This is a genomic window from Micromonospora sp. WMMD964 (genome assembly GCF_029581455.1).
GTDB lineage: Bacteria > Actinomycetota > Actinomycetes > Mycobacteriales > Micromonosporaceae > Micromonospora.
Genome location: NZ_CP120860.1, coordinates 6,719,940 through 6,736,197 on the forward strand (window position 1 = coordinate 6,719,940; position 16,258 = coordinate 6,736,197).

At 71.4% G+C, this 16,258-nt stretch carries 16 protein-coding genes; 6 read left to right on the top strand and 10 right to left on the bottom strand.

All coding sequences use genetic code 11. The annotated features are described in order from the left end of the window. Window positions 1–22 precede the first annotated feature (22 nt). Window positions 23–1,102 carry an AI-2E family transporter gene (locus O7616_RS30625; RefSeq protein ID WP_282307787.1) on the top strand — a complete coding sequence of 360 codons (1,080 nt, stop codon included), beginning with the start codon at window positions 23–25 and terminating at the stop codon, window positions 1,100–1,102. 4 nt (window positions 1,103–1,106) lie between these two features. On the opposite strand, the gene O7616_RS30630 is transcribed toward O7616_RS30625, so the two are convergent. The 7 genes from O7616_RS30630 to O7616_RS30660 form a co-directional block, all read right to left on the bottom strand. Further along, window positions 1,107–1,904, bottom strand: coding sequence for an alpha/beta hydrolase (locus tag O7616_RS30630; protein WP_282305069.1), 798 nt, complete (start codon window positions 1,902–1,904; stop codon window positions 1,107–1,109). Window positions 1,905–1,982: 78 nt separating this feature from the next. Beyond that, entirely contained in the window at window positions 1,983–2,312 is a 330-nt protein-coding gene (locus O7616_RS30635; protein WP_282256941.1) for a hypothetical protein, read from the bottom strand. Window positions 2,313–2,350: 38 nt separating this feature from the next. Further along, the gene (locus O7616_RS30640; protein WP_282305070.1) at window positions 2,351–3,403 is read right to left on the bottom strand and encodes a hypothetical protein; all 1,053 of its coding nucleotides are present in this window, start codon (window positions 3,401–3,403) and stop codon (window positions 2,351–2,353) included. Next, entirely contained in the window at window positions 3,400–3,894 is a 495-nt protein-coding gene (locus tag O7616_RS30645) for a SigE family RNA polymerase sigma factor (RefSeq protein WP_282305071.1), read from the bottom strand. The genes O7616_RS30640 and O7616_RS30645 overlap by 4 nt, the downstream gene beginning before the upstream one ends. Before the next feature lie 39 nt (window positions 3,895–3,933). Then, window positions 3,934–5,781, bottom strand: coding sequence for a 3-hydroxybutyryl-CoA dehydrogenase (locus tag O7616_RS30650; RefSeq protein WP_282305072.1), 1,848 nt, complete (start codon window positions 5,779–5,781; stop codon window positions 3,934–3,936). Window positions 5,782–5,928: 147 nt separating this feature from the next. Beyond that, window positions 5,929–6,990, bottom strand: a complete 1,062-nt coding sequence (locus O7616_RS30655) for an alpha/beta hydrolase (RefSeq protein ID WP_282305073.1) — start codon at window positions 6,988–6,990, stop codon at window positions 5,929–5,931. 81 nt (window positions 6,991–7,071) lie between these two features. Further along, a complete protein-coding gene (locus O7616_RS30660) occupies window positions 7,072–7,488 on the bottom strand; it encodes an FHA domain-containing protein (RefSeq protein WP_282305074.1) in 417 nt (138 codons plus the stop codon). A gap of 255 nt (window positions 7,489–7,743) precedes the next feature. On the opposite strand from O7616_RS30660, the gene O7616_RS30665 reads away from it, so the two are divergent. Together O7616_RS30665 and O7616_RS30670 are read left to right on the top strand one after the other, a co-directional pair. Beyond that, window positions 7,744–9,240, top strand: a complete 1,497-nt coding sequence (locus O7616_RS30665) for an aldehyde dehydrogenase family protein (protein ID WP_282305075.1) — start codon at window positions 7,744–7,746, stop codon at window positions 9,238–9,240. Between the two features lie 80 nt (window positions 9,241–9,320). Next, window positions 9,321–9,980, top strand: a complete 660-nt coding sequence (locus O7616_RS30670; RefSeq protein WP_282256935.1) for a class I SAM-dependent methyltransferase — start codon at window positions 9,321–9,323, stop codon at window positions 9,978–9,980. A gap of 8 nt (window positions 9,981–9,988) precedes the next feature. Here O7616_RS30670 and nucS read toward each other — a convergent pair whose 3' ends face one another. After that, window positions 9,989–10,648, bottom strand: a complete 660-nt coding sequence (gene nucS / locus O7616_RS30675; protein ID WP_282256934.1) for an endonuclease NucS — start codon at window positions 10,646–10,648, stop codon at window positions 9,989–9,991. Window positions 10,649–10,719: 71 nt separating this feature from the next. Between nucS and O7616_RS30680 the strand changes: the two genes are divergently transcribed. Further along, complete coding sequence (locus tag O7616_RS30680; RefSeq protein WP_282305076.1) at window positions 10,720–11,337, top strand: DUF4126 domain-containing protein; 618 nt, start codon at window positions 10,720–10,722, stop codon at window positions 11,335–11,337. Between the two features lie 98 nt (window positions 11,338–11,435). Here the strand turns inward: O7616_RS30680 and O7616_RS30685 are convergent, their stop codons facing one another. Continuing rightward, window positions 11,436–13,442 (bottom strand): protein meaA, encoded by a 2,007-nt coding sequence (locus O7616_RS30685; RefSeq protein WP_282305077.1) that lies wholly within the window; start codon window positions 13,440–13,442, stop codon window positions 11,436–11,438. Window positions 13,443–13,593: 151 nt separating this feature from the next. Between O7616_RS30685 and O7616_RS30690 the strand changes: the two genes are divergently transcribed. Together O7616_RS30690 and O7616_RS30695 are read left to right on the top strand one after the other, a co-directional pair. Further along, window positions 13,594–14,445 (top strand): ABC transporter ATP-binding protein, encoded by an 852-nt coding sequence (locus O7616_RS30690; protein WP_282305078.1) that lies wholly within the window; start codon window positions 13,594–13,596, stop codon window positions 14,443–14,445. Then, window positions 14,442–15,287 (top strand): ABC transporter permease, encoded by an 846-nt coding sequence (locus O7616_RS30695; protein WP_282305080.1) that lies wholly within the window; start codon window positions 14,442–14,444, stop codon window positions 15,285–15,287. The genes O7616_RS30690 and O7616_RS30695 overlap by 4 nt, the downstream gene beginning before the upstream one ends. 40 nt (window positions 15,288–15,327) lie before the next feature. On the opposite strand, the gene O7616_RS30700 is transcribed toward O7616_RS30695, so the two are convergent. After that, window positions 15,328–16,176 (bottom strand): 3-hydroxyacyl-CoA dehydrogenase family protein, encoded by an 849-nt coding sequence (locus O7616_RS30700; protein WP_282305081.1) that lies wholly within the window; start codon window positions 16,174–16,176, stop codon window positions 15,328–15,330. Between the last annotated feature and the right edge of the window lie 82 nt (window positions 16,177–16,258).

Genomic DNA, 16,258 nt, shown 5'->3' on the forward strand with positions numbered 1-16,258 from the left:
GGTGCCGGTTCCCGCGCCGGGGATCGACCCGGACGAGCCGCCGGCCGTCCCGTCCGGGAAGTTCGGCACGCCGGGGCGGCCGTTGCGCCGTAGCAGCTTCCTGATCGGGTTCACCGGTGCGCTGGGCGTGCTGCTGGCGTACACCCTCTATCTGGGGATTCGCAATGCCGGCGGCATCCTGGTGCTGGTGGTGATCGCGCTCTTCCTCGCGGTCGGCCTCAACCCGGCGGTGGTCCGACTACGCCGGTGGGGTGTGCCGCACGGCCTGGCGGTGGCGTTGGTGGCGTTGACCGTGGTGCTGCTGCTCTGCGGCGGCGTGGTCGCGCTGGTCCCGCCGATCGTCACCCAGTCGGGTCAGTTCATCGACCAGATCCCGAGTCTGCTCGACGAGCTGCGCCGCAATCCGACGGTCAACGACCTGGTGGAGCGGTACGACGTGGTGGAGCGCGTGCAGGGCGCGGCCAACGCGGAGACCGTCGGCCGGGCGCTGGGCGGGGTGTTGGGCGGCGCCCAACTGATCTTCGGCACGGTGTTCCGGACGTTGACCGTGCTGGTGCTGACCATCTACTTCCTGGCCTACTTCAACAAGCTGCGTTCACTGGGCTACTCGCTGGTGCCCCGCTCGCGGCGGGAGCGGGTGCAGCTGATCGGCGACGAGATCCTGGCCAAGGTGGGCGCGTACATGGTCGGCGCGTTGAGCATCGCGGTGCTGGCCGGGGCGACGACCTTCGTGTTCGCGCTGATCGTCGGATTGCCGTACCCCTTCGCGTTGGCGGTGGTGGTCGCGGTTACCGACCTGATCCCGCAGATCGGCGCGACCCTGGGCGCGGTGATCGTGAGCCTGGTCGGCTTCGCCGCCGACCTGCCCACCGGCATCGCCTGCGCGGTGTTCTTCCTCGTCTACCAGCAGGTGGAGAACTACCTGATCTACCCGAAGGTGATGCGGCGCTCGGTCGAGGTCAACGAGGTGGCGGCCCTGCTCGCCGCGCTGCTCGGAGTGGCGTTGCTGGGCGTGGTGGGCGCGCTGATCGCCATCCCCACGGTGGCCGCGCTGCAACTGATCCTGCGCGAGGTGGTGCTGCCCCGCCAGGAGAGGGGGTGACCGGTCAGTCGCCCGGCTGCGGCACGGGCGTGTCCGCGAACGAGGCCACCGTCCGGTCGGCGTACGCGCTGACGTCACCGGACTCCATCGGGCCGTCCCAGGTCGTCGGCAGTGGCACCTCGACGGCCGGGTTGACCCGACGGACGATCTCGTCGAGCACCCTCTCCGCGTCACCCACCCAGAGGTGCTTGGCACCGGACACCCCGACCACCTCGGCCTGCGGGACCGCGGAGAACCGCTCCCGCGCCTCGGTCGGTCGCAGGTAGTCGTCGAACTCCGGCACGAGCGCCGTCAACGGCCGACCGGAGGCGGCCCAGGTGGCCAGGTCCTCCGGGGCCGAGAAGCGCAGCGGCGGGGAGAGCAGGATCGCCCCCGCGATCGTCGGGTCACAGCCGTACTTCAGGGCCAGGTCGGTGCCGAACGACCAGCCGACCAGCCAGATGTCGGGCAGCTCGGCGAACTCCGCGTACTCGATGGCGGCGGCCACGTCGTAACGTTCGCCCACGGCACCGTCGAACGCGCCCTCGCTGGTGCCGCGCAGGCTGCTGGTGCCCCGGGTGTTGAACCGCAGCACCGCCAGGTCGGCCAGCGCGGGCAGCCGCCAGGCCGCCTTGCGGAAGACATGGCTGTCCATCATTCCGCCATGGGTGGGCAGCGGATGCAGGCAGACCAGGGTGGCCACCGGCGGCCGGTCGGCCGGCACCGCCAACTCGCCGACCAGTCGCAGACCGTCTGCGGTGTGCAGCTCGATGTCCTCCCGGCGGCCGGGCAGGATCGACGACGCGCGGATCGCTGTGCTCACCGCCCAAGTCTGTCGCGAAACCGCCGCCGCCGCCCACCCAGGCAGGAACAGGGTGATCCAGGTCGCTCAGTGGACCGGTCAGTAACGCGGGGCGCCCCGGCCGCGCTGCACCGCCGGGCCACGCCGGTCCCGGGCGCGCCAGCAGCCGCTGTGCCAGTGCCGCCGGTCGGTCAGGTCACCCAGGCCGTCGGCCGGCCAGGCCACCAGGTGCGCCACCCCGGGTCGGATCTCCTGGTCACAGCCGGGGCAGCGGTACGTCTTGACCGACGCCCCCGCGCCGATTCCGCGTACCTGCCAGGCGCCGTCGGTCCACTGCTGCACCGAGGCGACGCCCTGCCGGACCCGGTCGGCGTCCAGGTCGGCGTTCTCGTCCCGGCGGGGGCGGTTGCGACGGGGGCTCACAGTCACCAAGCGTACGGTCCGTTCGGTGGAACGGCCCGGGGCGGTCACCAGGTGTCGGGCCGGTCCAGGTGCTCGGCGACCCGCACCCCGAGCAGCACCCGCGTCGCCTCCGCCTCGCTGAAGCTCTGCTCGTGGTCGAGCGCGGCGAACAGTTGGGCCTGCGGGATGTCCAGGAGTTCCAGCCGTGCGGCGATGGGGCTGTAGGAGGGGTCGAAGTAGGCGGGTCTGCCGCCGATCGTCCGGTTCGCCGACGCCTTGGCCATCAGTGTGGTGCTCGCGTACTGGAGTTCGACGGACACCCCTCTGCCCTGGTCGTCGCTCACGCGCAGCACCACCGCGTACGCCGCCGGGAAGGCGCCCACGTAACTCGAACAGGTGGCCGTCTCGGTACCGGGCGGCAGGTCGGTCAACCGCACCGGACCGGCGCACTCGTACGCCCGGTCGAGCCGCAACGCGGCGGCGGCCTCGTGCAGGGGCCCCTCGTCCGGGCCGGGCACGCTGGCTCCGGCGTACACCCCGGGGGCCGGCTGCCAGTAGCGTCGCCAGATCGGCACACCGTCCGGCCCGACGGCACGGACCACCGAGCCGTCGTAAAGGTTGGCGGTGGGGCCCTCCAACGACGGCATGTTCCAGGCACCGATGGACCGCAGCACGTCGGCCGAGGTCAGCTCGACGGTGACCGTCCGGCCACCAATGTCGATCTTCGCGGTCTCCTTGCCGCCGCCGACGAACCACTCCAGGTACCGGGGGCCGCCCGGAGCGAGGCCGATGTGCAGCAGGCTCGGGTCCATGCCGATCTCATCGGGCCGGGCCGCCGCGCCCGCGGCACCGTCGACCGGCGGCGGCAGGAAGGGGACGCTGGTCTCCGCCCAGCCGGGAGGAGCAGTTGGCCCGCCGGGCAGGCGCCCCATCGACCCGGCGACCACCCCGGCACCGAGCAGCGCGACCACACCCAGGGTGCAACCGGTGGCGACACGTCGCCGACGTACCCGGGTACGCCCCCGGCGCACCGCGCCGACCAGTAGCCGGCCGCCGTCCACCGGCCCCTCCGCGTGCTCCCGCAGCGTCAGGACGATCCGCTCGTCGAGGTCTGTCACGGTCGGCTCCCGTTCGTGGTCGGGGCACCGCAGCGCTCCCGGAGGTTGGCGAGCGCCCGCATCGCGTGGGTGCGGACGGTGACCGGCGAGCAGTCCAGGATCTGGGCGATCGTCGTGTCGTCGAGGTCCTCGTAGTAGCGCAGCACCAGCACCGCCCGCTGGCGGTCGGGCAGGCCGAGGATCAGCCGCCACATCTCGTCACGGTCCGCCGCCTCGCCGCCGAGGTCGCCCCGGTGCGGCAGCTCCGCGAAGGTGTCGACGACCAGCTCCCGGCTCGACCGACGACGCCACCAGGAGATGTTGGCGTTGACCAGCATCCGCCGCACGTACACGTCGGGGCGGTCGGCGCGGGCGATCCGCCGCCACTGCACGTACGCCTGGGACAGCACGTCCTGGGTGAGGTCCTCGGCCCGGTGCGGGTCACCGGTCAACAACCGGGCGAGCCGGACCAGCGCCGGACCCCGGCTGCTGACGTACTCCTCGAAGGTCACACCTTGCAGACGCCGTCGGCACCCTCCGGCGTTGACCCGTCAGCGGTGCGAGTGGTCGCGGAAGCCGCGGCGGGTCTTGCGGCCCAGGTAGCCGGCGGTGACCAGGTGTTCCAGCAGCGGCGCGGGCGCGAAGCCGGGCTCGCGCAACTCCAGGTACAGCTCCCGCTGGATGGCCAGCGAGACGTCCAGGCCGACCACGTCGAGCAGCTCGAACGGGCCCATCGGGTAGCCGCAACCGAGCTTCATCGCGTGGTCGATGTCGTCGGCCGTCGAGTAGCTGGCCTCCAGCATCTTCACCGCGTCGTTCAGGTACGGGAAGAGCAGCGCGTTGACGATGAACCCGGACCGGTCGCCGCAGACCACGCCGGTCTTGCCGAGGGTGGCACACACCGCGCGGGCGGTGGCGGTGGCCTCCGGCGAGGTACGGATGGTGCGGACCACCTCGACCAGCGGCATGACCGGCGCCGGGTTGAAGAAGTGCAGCCCCACCACGTCGGCCGGCCGGTGGGTGGCCATCGCCACGTCGATCACCGGCAGCGACGAGGTGGTGGTGGCCAGCACCACGCCCGGCTTGCAGACCTCGTCGAGGGTGGCGAAGAGGGCCTTCTTGACGCTCAGCTCCTCGACGACCGCCTCGACCACCAGGTCGACGTCGGCGAGGTGGTCGAGGGTGGCCGACCAGGTGATCCGGCCGAGCGCGGCGTCCCGGTCGGCCTCGGCGAGCCTGCCCCGGACCACTCCCTTGTTCAGCGAGGTCTTCACCGCCTCGCACACCGTCGCGGACTTCTCCGCGCCCCGGGTCACCGAGACGACCTCGTAGCCGGCCTTCGCGAACACCTCGATGATCCCGGTGGCCATCGTCCCGGAACCCACAATGCCGACCTTGGTCACGACTGCGGGGCTCGCGAGCCCACTCCTCGCGCCCCCGAAGCCGACCTCCGCGTCGATGGCGCGTGCGCCGTCGGCGAGCGCGGTGTCCGTGGCCGGCGGCGTCGTCCCGTCGGGTACGACCTTCGGCGAACCGGGCCGCTCGTAGGTGTAGAAGCCCCGACCCGACTTACGGCCGAGCAGTCCCGCCGTGACCATCTGCTTCAGCAGCGGCACCGGGGCGTGCCGGCGGTCGCGCCCACCGCGCCGGTACATGGTGTCCAGGATCTCGTACGCGGTGTCCAGGCCGATCAGGTCCATCAGCGCCAGCGGGCCCATCGGCAGGCCGCAGCCGAGCTTCATGGCGGCGTCGATGTCCTCCCGCGTCGCGTAGTGCGACTCGAACATGCCCACCGCGTGGTTGAGGTAGCCGAAGAGCAAGGCGTTGGCGATGAAGCCGGCCCGGTCGTTGATGGTGACGTCGACCTTGCCGAGCCGGGTGCAGAGCGCCTCGACGTCGGCGACCACCTCGGGCGAGGTGACGACCGTGCGGACCACCTCGACCAGCTTCATCACCGGCGCCGGGTTGAAGAAGTGGATGCCGATGACCTGGTTGGGCCGGCTGGTGGCCACCGAGATCTCGGTGACGCTCAGCGACGAGGTGTTGGTGGCGAGGATGGCCTCCGGTCGGCAGACCCGGTCCAGCTCCGCGAAGATCCGCTGCTTGAGGTCCAGGTGCTCGGGCACCGCCTCGATGACCAGGTCGACGGAGTGCAGCGCGTCCAGCCCGACCGCGAAGTGCACCCGCTCGTGCAGGGCGTCGCGGTCCGCCGCGGCGAGCTTGCCCTTGGCGACGGCACGGTCGGTGGAGCCGGTGAGGGTGGCCCGACCGCGTTCCAGCGCGGGCTCGGAGATCTCCACGGCCACGACGTCGATGCCGTTGCGGGCGAAGACCTCCACGATGCCGGCACCCATGGTGCCCAGCCCCACCACGCCCACGGTGCTGAAATCGCGCGCCACGACCGGCCTCCCCGGAGACTCCGCACGGCCACTGAACGGCCGCTAAGGTTCTGCGCGCGAGTCTGCCACGTGACGCTCGGTTGTCGAGACGCCGTGGCATATTTCACCCACGACGCCGCGACCGTCGGGGAGCGGGCACCGTGGCCGCTAGGCGGCGGGCACCGTGGTCAGGGCCAGCAGCTCCGCGACGAACTCCGTCGGACGCTCCAGGTGCGGGCTGTGACCACAGCCGGGCAACACCACCTCGTGGTACGCGCCGCCGGCCGCCGCGTACCGGTCCAGCACCGCACGGGTCTGGCCGATCATCGGCTGGGGTGGACACACCTCCTCGCCCGGCCAGCCGGGCACCACACCCAGCGAACCCAGGTACGCCAGGTCGAACAGCGAGGTGTCCGAGACGATGACGTCGGCGTCCCCGCGTACCCAGGTGACCGGGGGTTTCTCGGCGACGGCCACCAGCTCGTCGGCGAGCTGGAACCAGGTCGGCGCGAGCGCGTTGAGCACGCCGCGCTCCCCCGGTGCGGTGCCGGGCCAGTTCTCCGAGGGCACCGCCGTGCCCGGGTAGTTGTCGTCCCCGGTGGCGGTGGAGAGCACGGTGTCCAGCAGGAGGTCCTCGTCGGTGCCGAGGGAGGCGGGATCGGCCACATAGGTGGCTCGCAGCACGGCGCGCGGGCTGGCCGGGGCGTCCGCGCTCCGGTCGCCGGACGCGAGCCGGGCGACGAAATCGGGGTTCGCGGTGCCGGCGCCGGTGCCGGCGAAGTCCGGGGTGGTCGGTGTGCCGGTCAGGTCACGGGTGCCGCCGAAGCCGTACGGGGAGACCGGCGCCGCGAGGAGCAGGGCGCTCACCCGGTGCGGGTGGTCGACCAGCAGGCGCATCGCGACCCCGCCCCCGAGGGAGTGCCCGATCACCACCGGGCGGGCGTCGGCCTCGAAGAGCGTCGGGTCGTCCAGCAGGGCCGCCACGTCGTCGGCGAAGTCAGCAAGCCCTCGGGTGGCGTCCACCGGGGCCGTCTCGGTGTCGCCGTACCCGCGCAGGTCGGGGGCGACCACCCGCAGCGTCGGCGGCAGACGCCGGACCAGCGGCTCCCAGAACAGCGCGGACGAGCAGTTGCCGTGGATCAGCAGCACCGGGGTGCCGTCGGCCGGGCCGGCCACGCGTACCGACTGGGTGATGCCGTTCGCCGTGACGGTCCGGTGCTCGGTCTCCATCCGCGGCATGCTGCCACGCCCGACCGCGACGGTCCAGGTGCCCGGTCACCATCCGGGGAGCGGCCCGAGTGTGGGCCGCCCTCACCGTCGCGTGCCGGGCGGCGTCGCCAACGGCAGCGGCAGTGTCGGTCGGACGTCGCGGCGGGACGGGCCGAAGCTGAGGCCCACCGGATCGGTGAGCGCCACCCCGGGATCGAACAGCCGCAGCTCGGTCCGGCCGAGCCGGATCACGTCGCCGTCGGCGAGCAGCTCCACCTCTGTGATCCGGCGATCGTTGAGCCAGGTGCCGTTGGTCGAGCCGAGGTCCCGCAGGGACAGGCCCTCCGGCGTCAGCCACACCTCGGCGTGGCGGCGGCTCAGGTGCGGATCGTTGATGACCACCTGCCCGGTCGGCGCCCGGCCGATCACCTGCGGTTCGGTTCGCACTCGAAAGCTCGCTCCGCGCATCGGCCCACCGGCAACCGTCAACAGCGGCATCAGTTCCGGATGTTCCTCCATGGACAGTCAGCCCTCCACCCCACACCGTCACTCCGCGCGTCAGCCTGCCACCAGACGGTAATCGTCAATACCGACCGGCCGGTCAGCCTCTCGTCACCTCCTGGCCACCTGCCGTTCGACGATTCGGGCGGGGGCTTTCGACATCACTGTCCTGACCTGCACTGATCAACGATCGGCCGGGGTGGTGGGACGCCCGGCACGGCACCCCGGATCACCGAGCTACCCGCGAGTAATTTTCGGGTCTAGACTTCCGCCATGACGGCTGTGCATGTCCCCGGCATCCCGATCATCGAGGCGGGCCGACTGGTGTCGACCAGCCCGGCCACCGGCGTCGAGGCCGGCCGCCTCCCCGTCGCCACCGACGCCGACGTGCGCGAGGCCGTCGCCCGCGCCCGCGTCGCCGGCGAGTGGTGGGCCGGGCTCGGCTTCACCGGCCGCCGCGATCGGCTGCTGCGGTGGCGTGCCCTGCTCGCGAAACGGATCGAGCAGTTGGCCGAATTGGTGCACACCGAGGGCGGCAAGCCGGTCGACGACGCGATCGTCGAGATCGTCACCGCGATCGAGCACATCGACTGGGCAGCCCGCAACGCCGGGCGCGTGCTCGGCCCACGCCGGGTGCGCTCCCGGCTCATCCTCGCCGAGTTCTCCGGGCACCTCGAATACCAGCCGCACGGCGTGGTCGGCGTCATCGGGCCGTGGAACTATCCGGTCTTCACGCCGATCGGCTCCGCCGCGTACGCCCTGGCGGCCGGCAACGCCGTGGTGCTCAAGCCGAGCGAGTACACGCCCGCCGTCGGCCAGTGGCTGGTGGACGGCTTCGCCGAGGTGGTGCCCGAGCATCAGGTGTTCACCGCCGTACACGGCCTGGGCGACGTCGGCGCCGCGCTGTGCCGCTCCGGGGTCGACAAGCTGGCCTTCACCGGGTCCACCGCCACCGCCCGGAAGGTCATGGCCGCCTGCGCCGAGACGCTGACCCCGGTGCTGATCGAGGGCGGCGGCAAGGACGCCATGATCGTCGACAGCGACGCCGACCTGGACGCCGCCGCCGAGGCGTGCGTCTGGGGCGGCATGACCAACGCGGGGCAGACCTGCATCGGCATCGAGCGGGTGTACGCGGTCGACTCCGTCTTCGACGCCTTCGTCGACAAGGTGGTGGCCCGTGCCGGTCGGCTGACCGTCGGCCCGGAGGGTGCCGACATCGGCCCGATCACCATGCCGAGACAGATCGACGTGATCCGCCGGCACATCGACGCCGCGGTCGCCTCCGGCGGGCGGGCCGTGCTCGGCGGGCCGACCGCGGTGCAGCCGCCGTACGTCCACCCGACCGTGCTGGTGGACGTCCCGGAGGAGTCGGCCGCCGTCCAGGAGGAGACGTTCGGCCCCACAGTGACCATCAGCCGGGTCCGTGACGCCGACGAGGCCGTCACGCGGGCCAACGCCCTGCCGTACGGCCTTGGCGGTTCGGTCTTCGGCCGACGGCGCGCGGTGGCCATCGCGCGGCGGCTGCGCTCCGGAATGGCCTCGGTCAACTCCACCCTCACCTTCGCCGGCATGTCCACACTGCCGTTCGGTGGGGTGGGTGACTCCGGCTTCGGGCGGATCCACGGTGAGGACGGGCTGCGCGAGTTCGGCCGGGCCAAGGCGATCACGCGGCGTCGCGCCCGGTCACTGCTGCCGTCGATGACCTTCGAACGGACGCCCACCGACATGACCCGGCTCGTCAAGGCGATCAAGGTGATGTACGGCAGGTGAGTGTCGGATAACCGATCTTCACCAAAGATCGGCGTATCCACATGTTTATGAGCCGTGGTCGCAGCGGTACATTACGTTAAATGGGCCCCAATCGATTGCGCTACCGCCTTGTCGACAGTGACCAGTCGTGGAGCGCCCGTCGGCGTCGGCACCGCTCGGACTGGCTGGCCCGCACCTTCCCCGACCTCGGCGACATGCACGTCGTCGATCTCGGCGGCCGGCTCGGCACCTGGCACCGCGCCACCGTCCGCCCGGCCCGGGTGACGGTCGTCAACCTGGAACAACCCCCGTCGGTCGTCCCGGAATGGGCCCACGTCGAGCAGGCCGACGCCTGCGACCTGCCGGAGCACCTCGCCAAGGGTGCCTTCGACCTGGTCTTCTCGAACTCGGTGCTGGAGCACGTGGGCGGGCACGAACGCCGGTTGCGCTTCGCCGCCGCCGTCCGCTCGCTGGCCGACCGGCACTGGGTGCAGACGCCGTACCGCTACTTCCCCATCGAGCCACACTGGATCGCGCCGGGGATGCAGTTCCTGCCGGTCCGACTGCGCACCGCCCTCGCCCGCCGTTGGCCCCTGGGGCACAAGCCGACCCGCAGCCACGACGCCGCCATCCACCAGGTGCTCTGGACCGAGTTGCTGGACCGCTCGCAGATGCGCCACTACTTCCCCGACTCGACGATGCTCGTCGAGCGGGTCTTCGGCCTGCCCAAGTCGCTGATCGCGGTGCGTACCGGAAGCTGAGCGGCGGCTCAGAAGAGCGTCAGCTCGTCCTTCTCGATGCCCCGCAGCTTGTCGTAGTCCACGACCACGCACCGGATTCCCCGGTCGGTGGCGAGCACCCGGGCCTGCGGCTTGATCTCCTGGGCGGCGAAGACCCCGGCGACCGGGCTGAGCAGCGGGTCACGGTTCATCAACTCGAGATAGCGGGTCAACTGCTCCACGCCGTCGATGTCGCCGCGCCGCTTGACCTCGACGGCGACCGAGCCGGAGTCGGCGTCCCGGCACAGCAGGTCGACCGGGCCGATCGCCGTCATGTACTCCCGGCGGACCAGCGTGAACCCCTCCCCCAGCACCTCCGGGTTGGCGGCCAACAACTCCTGCAGGTGCGCCTCCACCCCGTCCTTGCGCAGCCCCGGGTCCACACCCAGCTCGTACGAGGTGTCCTGGAAGATCTCCTCCAGGGTGATCCGCAACTCCTCACCGGCCTTGTTGACCACCCGCCACACACCGGGGGCCTCCTCCAACCGGCACGGCGGGCTCATCCAGTTCAACGGCTTGTACGCCCGGTCGTCGGCATGGATCGACACCGACCCGTCCGCCTTCACCATCAGCAACCGGGTGGCCGGCGGCAGGTGAGCCGAGAGCCGTCCGACGTAGTCCACCGAGCACTTCGCAATGACCAACCGCACCCGACGAGGGTAGCCGAGCACCCGCCGGCCGCCAGCGAGCGGCACTGGCGCGTCGATGCGATGCTGAGTCCGTGTTCGAAGTTCTCACCGGCACCGGCCTCGCCGCCTCGGCAGGGCTGAACGCCTACATACCCCTGCTCGTCCTCGGTCTCCTCGGCCGCTACACCGACCTGATCGACCTGCCCAGCGGCTGGACCTGGCTCGGCAACGGCTGGGTCATCGTCATCATGGCCGCCCTGCTCGCCGTCGAGATGGTGGCGGACAAGGTGCCCGTCGTCGACCACATCAACGACGTGGTGCAGACGGTGGTCCGACCGACGGCGGGTGGCCTGGCCTTCGGTGCCGGTTCCTCGTCCGAGACGGTGACGGTCAGCGACCCGGGAAGTTTCTTCTCGACCCACCAGTGGGTGCCGGTCGTCACCGGTGTGCTGCTGGCGTTGGGCGTGCACCTGCTCAAGTCCGCGGCGCGGCCGGTCATCAACGCGACCACCGCCGGTTTCGGCGCTCCGGTCGCCAGCACCGCCGAGGACGCGACGAGCGTGGTGGTCTCCCTCGTCGCGGTCATCCTGCCGGTGCTGGTGCTCGTCTTCCTGGTCGGCCTGCTGTTCTTCGTCTACTGGTTCTTCCGTCGCCGCTCCGAGCGACGCCGTGAACGAGAGGCGGCCCGCGCCGCCGGGTTCCGCGTCTGACCCCTGATCGACTCGGGTTCGTGTAAACCGCGGTGTCCCCGACCTCGGGACACCGCGGTTTCCTGAAAGTCGAGTCGATCAGCCCGGGTCTGGGTGGGTCAGGGGAGGTCGTTGGCGCGCCGGATGACCGTGACCAGGTCGTCGATGATGTCGGTGAGGGCGAAGTCCTTCGGGGTGAACACCCGGGCCACCCCGGCGGCCCGGAGGGTGTCCGCGTCGGCGGCCGGGATGATGCCACCCACGACGACGGGCAGGTCCGCCCGGCCGGCGGCGCGCAGACCGTCGAGCACCGCGGGCACGGCGGCCAGGTGCGACCCGGAGAGCACGGACAGCCCGACCAGGTCGACGTCCTCCTCGACGGCGGCGGCGACGATCTGCCCGGCGGTCAGCCGGATGCCCTGGTAGACGACCTCGAAGCCGGCGTCACGGGCACGTACCGCGATCTGCTCCGCGCCGTTGGAGTGCCCGTCCAGGCCGGGTTTGCCGACCAGCAGCCGCAGCCGACCGCTGCCCAGCTCACGGGCTGTGGCGGTGACCCGCTCCCGGACCGCCGCGAGCCCCGGGTCGCCGCCGCTGCCGGTGGCGCCGGCCAGGCCGGTCGGCGCGCGATACTCGCCGAAGACCTGGCGCAGCGCGCCGGCCCACTCGCCGGTGGTCACCCCGGCCCGCACGCACTCCAGGGTCGCCGGCATCAGGTTGGTGGTGGTCGCGGCGTCCGCGCGGAGCCGGGCGAGGGCCGCGTCCACGGCCGCCCCGTCCCGATCGGCACGCCATCGGTGTACGCGGTCGACGGCGGCGGCCCCGACCGCCGGATCGACCTGCTCGACGGCGTCGGCTCCGGCGGCGGTGAGCGGGGAGGGTTCGGTCTCGGCGTAGCGGTTGACCCCGACCACCACGTCGGCGCCGGACTCCATCCGGCGGCGGCGCTCGGCCAGCGAGGCGACGAGCGCGCTCTTGAGGTAACCGGTCTCCACGGCGGCGACCACGCCGCCCAGTTCGAGGACCTTGTCCAGCTCGACCCGCGCCCCGGTGACGATCTCGTCGACGAGTGCGGTCATCACGTGCGAGCCGGCGAACAGGTCGGGGTATTCGAGCAGGTCCGACTCGTACGCCAGGACCTGCTGCATCCGCAGCGACCACTGCTGGTCCCAGGGGCGGGGCAGACCGAGCGCCTCGTTCCAGGCGGGCAGTTGCACGGCCCGGGCCCGCGCGTCGCGGGACATCGTGACGCCGAGCATCTCCAGCACGATGCGCTGGATGTTGTTCTCCGGCTGCGCCTCGGTGAGACCGAGCGAGTTGACCTGAACCCCGTAACGGAACCGCCGTTGCCGGGCCTCCGCGACCCCGTACCGGTCCCGGGTGATCTCGTCCCAGAGCACGCCGAACGCGCGCATCTTGGCGATCTCCTCGACGAAACGCACCCCGGCGTTGACGAAGAACGACACTCGCTGCACGACGTCGCCCATCCGCTCGGCGGGCACCTGACCGGAGTCGCGGACGGCGTCGAGCACGGCGACCGCGGTGGCCAACGCGAAGCCGACCTCCTGCACGGGCGTGGCACCGGCCTCCTGCAGGTGGTACGAGCAGATGTTGACCGGGTTCCACTTCGGCATCGCCCTCAGCGTGTAGGCGATGACGTCCGCGGTCAGCCGCAGGGAGGCCGCCGGCGGGAAGATGTACGTCCCCCGGGAGAGGTACTCCTTGATGATGTCGTTCTGGGTGGTGCCCGCGCAGCGGGCCAGCTCGGCGCCCTGTTCCAGCCCGACGGTCCCGTAGAGGGCGAGCAGCCACATCGCCGGCGCGTTGATGGTCATCGAGGTGTTCGTCTCGGCGAGTGGAATGCCGCCGAACAGCGCCCGCATGTCGTCGAGGTGGGCCACCGGCACCCCGACCCGGCCGACCTCACCGGCTGCCAACTCGTGGTCCGGGTCGTACCCGGTCTGGGTGGGCAGGTCGAAGGCGACCGAGAGGCCGGTCTGCCCCTTCGCCAGGTTGCGGCGGAAGAGGGCGTTGGTCGCGGTCGCCGACGAGTGGCCGGCGTAGGTGCGCATCACCCACGGGCGGTCCCGCTCGGGCAGCCGCCCCGGAAGTGCCGTCTCGTCCATGGCCGGAGTTTAAGTTACCGGCCAGTAAAAAGAGCTGTGGAAAACCACACAGGTCCATGTCGAGGACGTCCGGGTGCGAAGCACCCGCTGTGGCGCGCACCGCCACACCCCGGGCACGACCTCGGCCGGGTCAGGACGCACACTGGACGGCATGGATGACGAGCTGGCCATCTCCGTCCGTGGGCTGCGCAAGGCGTACGGCGACAACGTGGCGGTGGCGGGCGTGGATCTCGACGTGCGGCGCGGCGAGGTGTTCGCGTTGCTCGGTCCGAACGGCGCCGGCAAGACCACCACCGTGGAGATCCTGGAAGGTTACCGACGGCGGGACGCCGGCGAGGTCTCCGTGCTCGGAGCGGACCCGGCGAACCCGGACGCCGGTTGGCGTTCCCGGGTCGGCATCGTGCTCCAGGGCACCGGCGAGTTCGACGAGCTGACCGTGGCCGAGGTGGTCCGGCACTTCTCCGGCTTCTACCCGGACGCGGACGACCCGGACAAGGTGATCGAGCGGGTCGGGCTGGCCGGCAAGGCCACCGCCCGTACGCACACCCTCTCCGGGGGGCAGAAGCGCCGGTTGGACGTGGCGCTCGGCATCATCGGTCGCCCCGAGCTGCTCTTCCTCGACGAGCCGACGACCGGCTTCGACCCGGAGGCCCGGCGCGAGTTCTGGGACCTGATCCGCGACCTCGCCGCCGCCGGCACCACGATCGTGCTGACCACCCACTACCTGGACGAGGCGGAGGCCCTCGCCGACCGGGTCGGCGTGATCGCCGGCGGCCGGCTGGTCGAGGTGGCCGCGCCGAACCAGCTCGGCAACCGGCAGGAGGCCCTGGCGACGGTCTCCTGGCGTACCCCGGACGGGGCGCTGGAGAGCGTGCAGAGCGCGACGCCGACGGCCCTGGTCGCCGATCTGGCCGCGCGCCACGGCGGCGAGGTCCCGGGGCTCACCGTGACCCGGCCGACCCTGGAGGACGTCTACCTCACCATGATCGGACACGGACGATGACGACCACGACGAAGCCGGCGACGCCGGTCGACGCGACCCCCCGCCGCCGGCTGGGGGCCGGCGCGCTCGCGGTGCGCCAGGGCCGGCTGGAGATCACCCAGTTCCTGCGCAGCCGGGAGTCCGTGGTCTTCACGATGGGCTTCCCCATCATCATGATTCTGATCTTCGCGTCGATCTTCGACGGGACGATCGGCGGCGGGGTCAAGTTCACCCAGTACTTCATCACCGGCATGATCGCGACCGGCCTGATGACGGTGAGCTTCCAGAACCTCGGCATCTGGATCCCGATCGAGCGGGACCGGGGCGTGCTCAAGCGCTACCGGGGCACGCCGATGCCGAAGTGGGTCTGGTTCGCCGGCAAGGTGATCATGGTGGTGGCGATCGGCATCGCCGAGACCGTGCTGCTGCTGGCCGTCGCGGTGGCGCTGTTCGACCTCGACCTGCCGGGCACCGCCGCCAAGTGGTTCACCTTCGGCTGGGTCGCCGTGCTCGGCGTGACCGCGTGCACCCTCTGCGGCATCGCCATCTCGTCGCTGGCCCGCACCGCCCGCAGCGGCTCGGCGGTGGTCACCCCGGTCGCCCTGGTGCTCCAGTTCATCTCCGGGGTGTTCTTCGTCTTCACCGACCTGCCCACCTGGATGCAGCAGGTGGCGGCGCTGTTCCCGCTGAAGTGGATGTGCCAGGGGCTGCGCGCGGTCTTCCTGCCGGAGAGCTTCGGTGCGCAGGAGCCGGGCGGCTCGTTCGAGCTGGGACGGGTCGCGTTGGTGCTGGTCCTGTGGTGCGTGATCGGCGTGGTGCTCTGCCTGACCACCTTCCGCTGGACCACCAAGCGCGACGGCTGAGCGGCCGACCGGGGCGGGCCTCCGCCCCGGTCGCCACCGGTCAGTACGTGTAGAAGCCCTTGCCGGTCTTGCGGCCCAGGTCACCGGCCGTGACCATCCGCTGGAGCAGCTCCGGCGGGAAGAACTTCTCGTCGGCGGTATCGGTGTAGATGTTCTTCGAGGCGTTCAGCAGTACGTCCACGCCGGTCAGGTCGGTGGTGGCCAGCGGGCCCATCGCGTGCCCGAAGCCCAGGCGGCAGGCCGTGTCCAGGTCCTCGGCGGACACCACGCCGGACTCCACCAGCTTGACCGCCTCCATCACCAGGGCGGAGATCAGCCGGGTCGTGACGAAACCGGCGATGTCCCGGTTGACCACCACCACCGTCTTGCCGACCTCCTCGGCGAAGGTCCGTGCGGTGTCCAGCGTGGCATCGCTGGTCTTGTAACCGCGAACCAGCTCGCAGAGCTGCATCATCGGCACCGGGGAGAAGAAGTGGGTGCCGACGACCGCCTCGGGACGCTCGGTGACCGCCGCGATCTGGGTGACCGGGATGGCCGACGTGTTGGTGGCGAGCACCGCGTCCGCCTTGCAGATCTTGTCCAGCGCCCGGAACACCTCGTGCTTGATCTCCAGCCGTTCGAAGACCGCCTCGACCACGATGTCCGCGTCGGCCGCCGCCTCCAGGTCGGTGGTCGGCGTGATCCGGGCCAGGGTCGCCTCGACGTCGGACGCCTCGATCCTGCCCTTCTCGGCGAACTTCTCCAGCGACTTCCGGATGCCGCCGAGCCCTCGGGTGGTGGCCGCTTCGTCCAGGTCGCGCAGCGTCACCTGCCAGCCCGCCTGCGCCGCCACCTGGGCGATGCCGGAGCCCATCAGCCCGGCCCCGACGACCGCGAGTCGACCCGCCATCTACTTCTCCCTCGCTGCGATTGAGTGCCTGACTGCACCCTAGTCCGCGAGCCTGAACGATGGCTAAGTGGCGTCGTGGGGC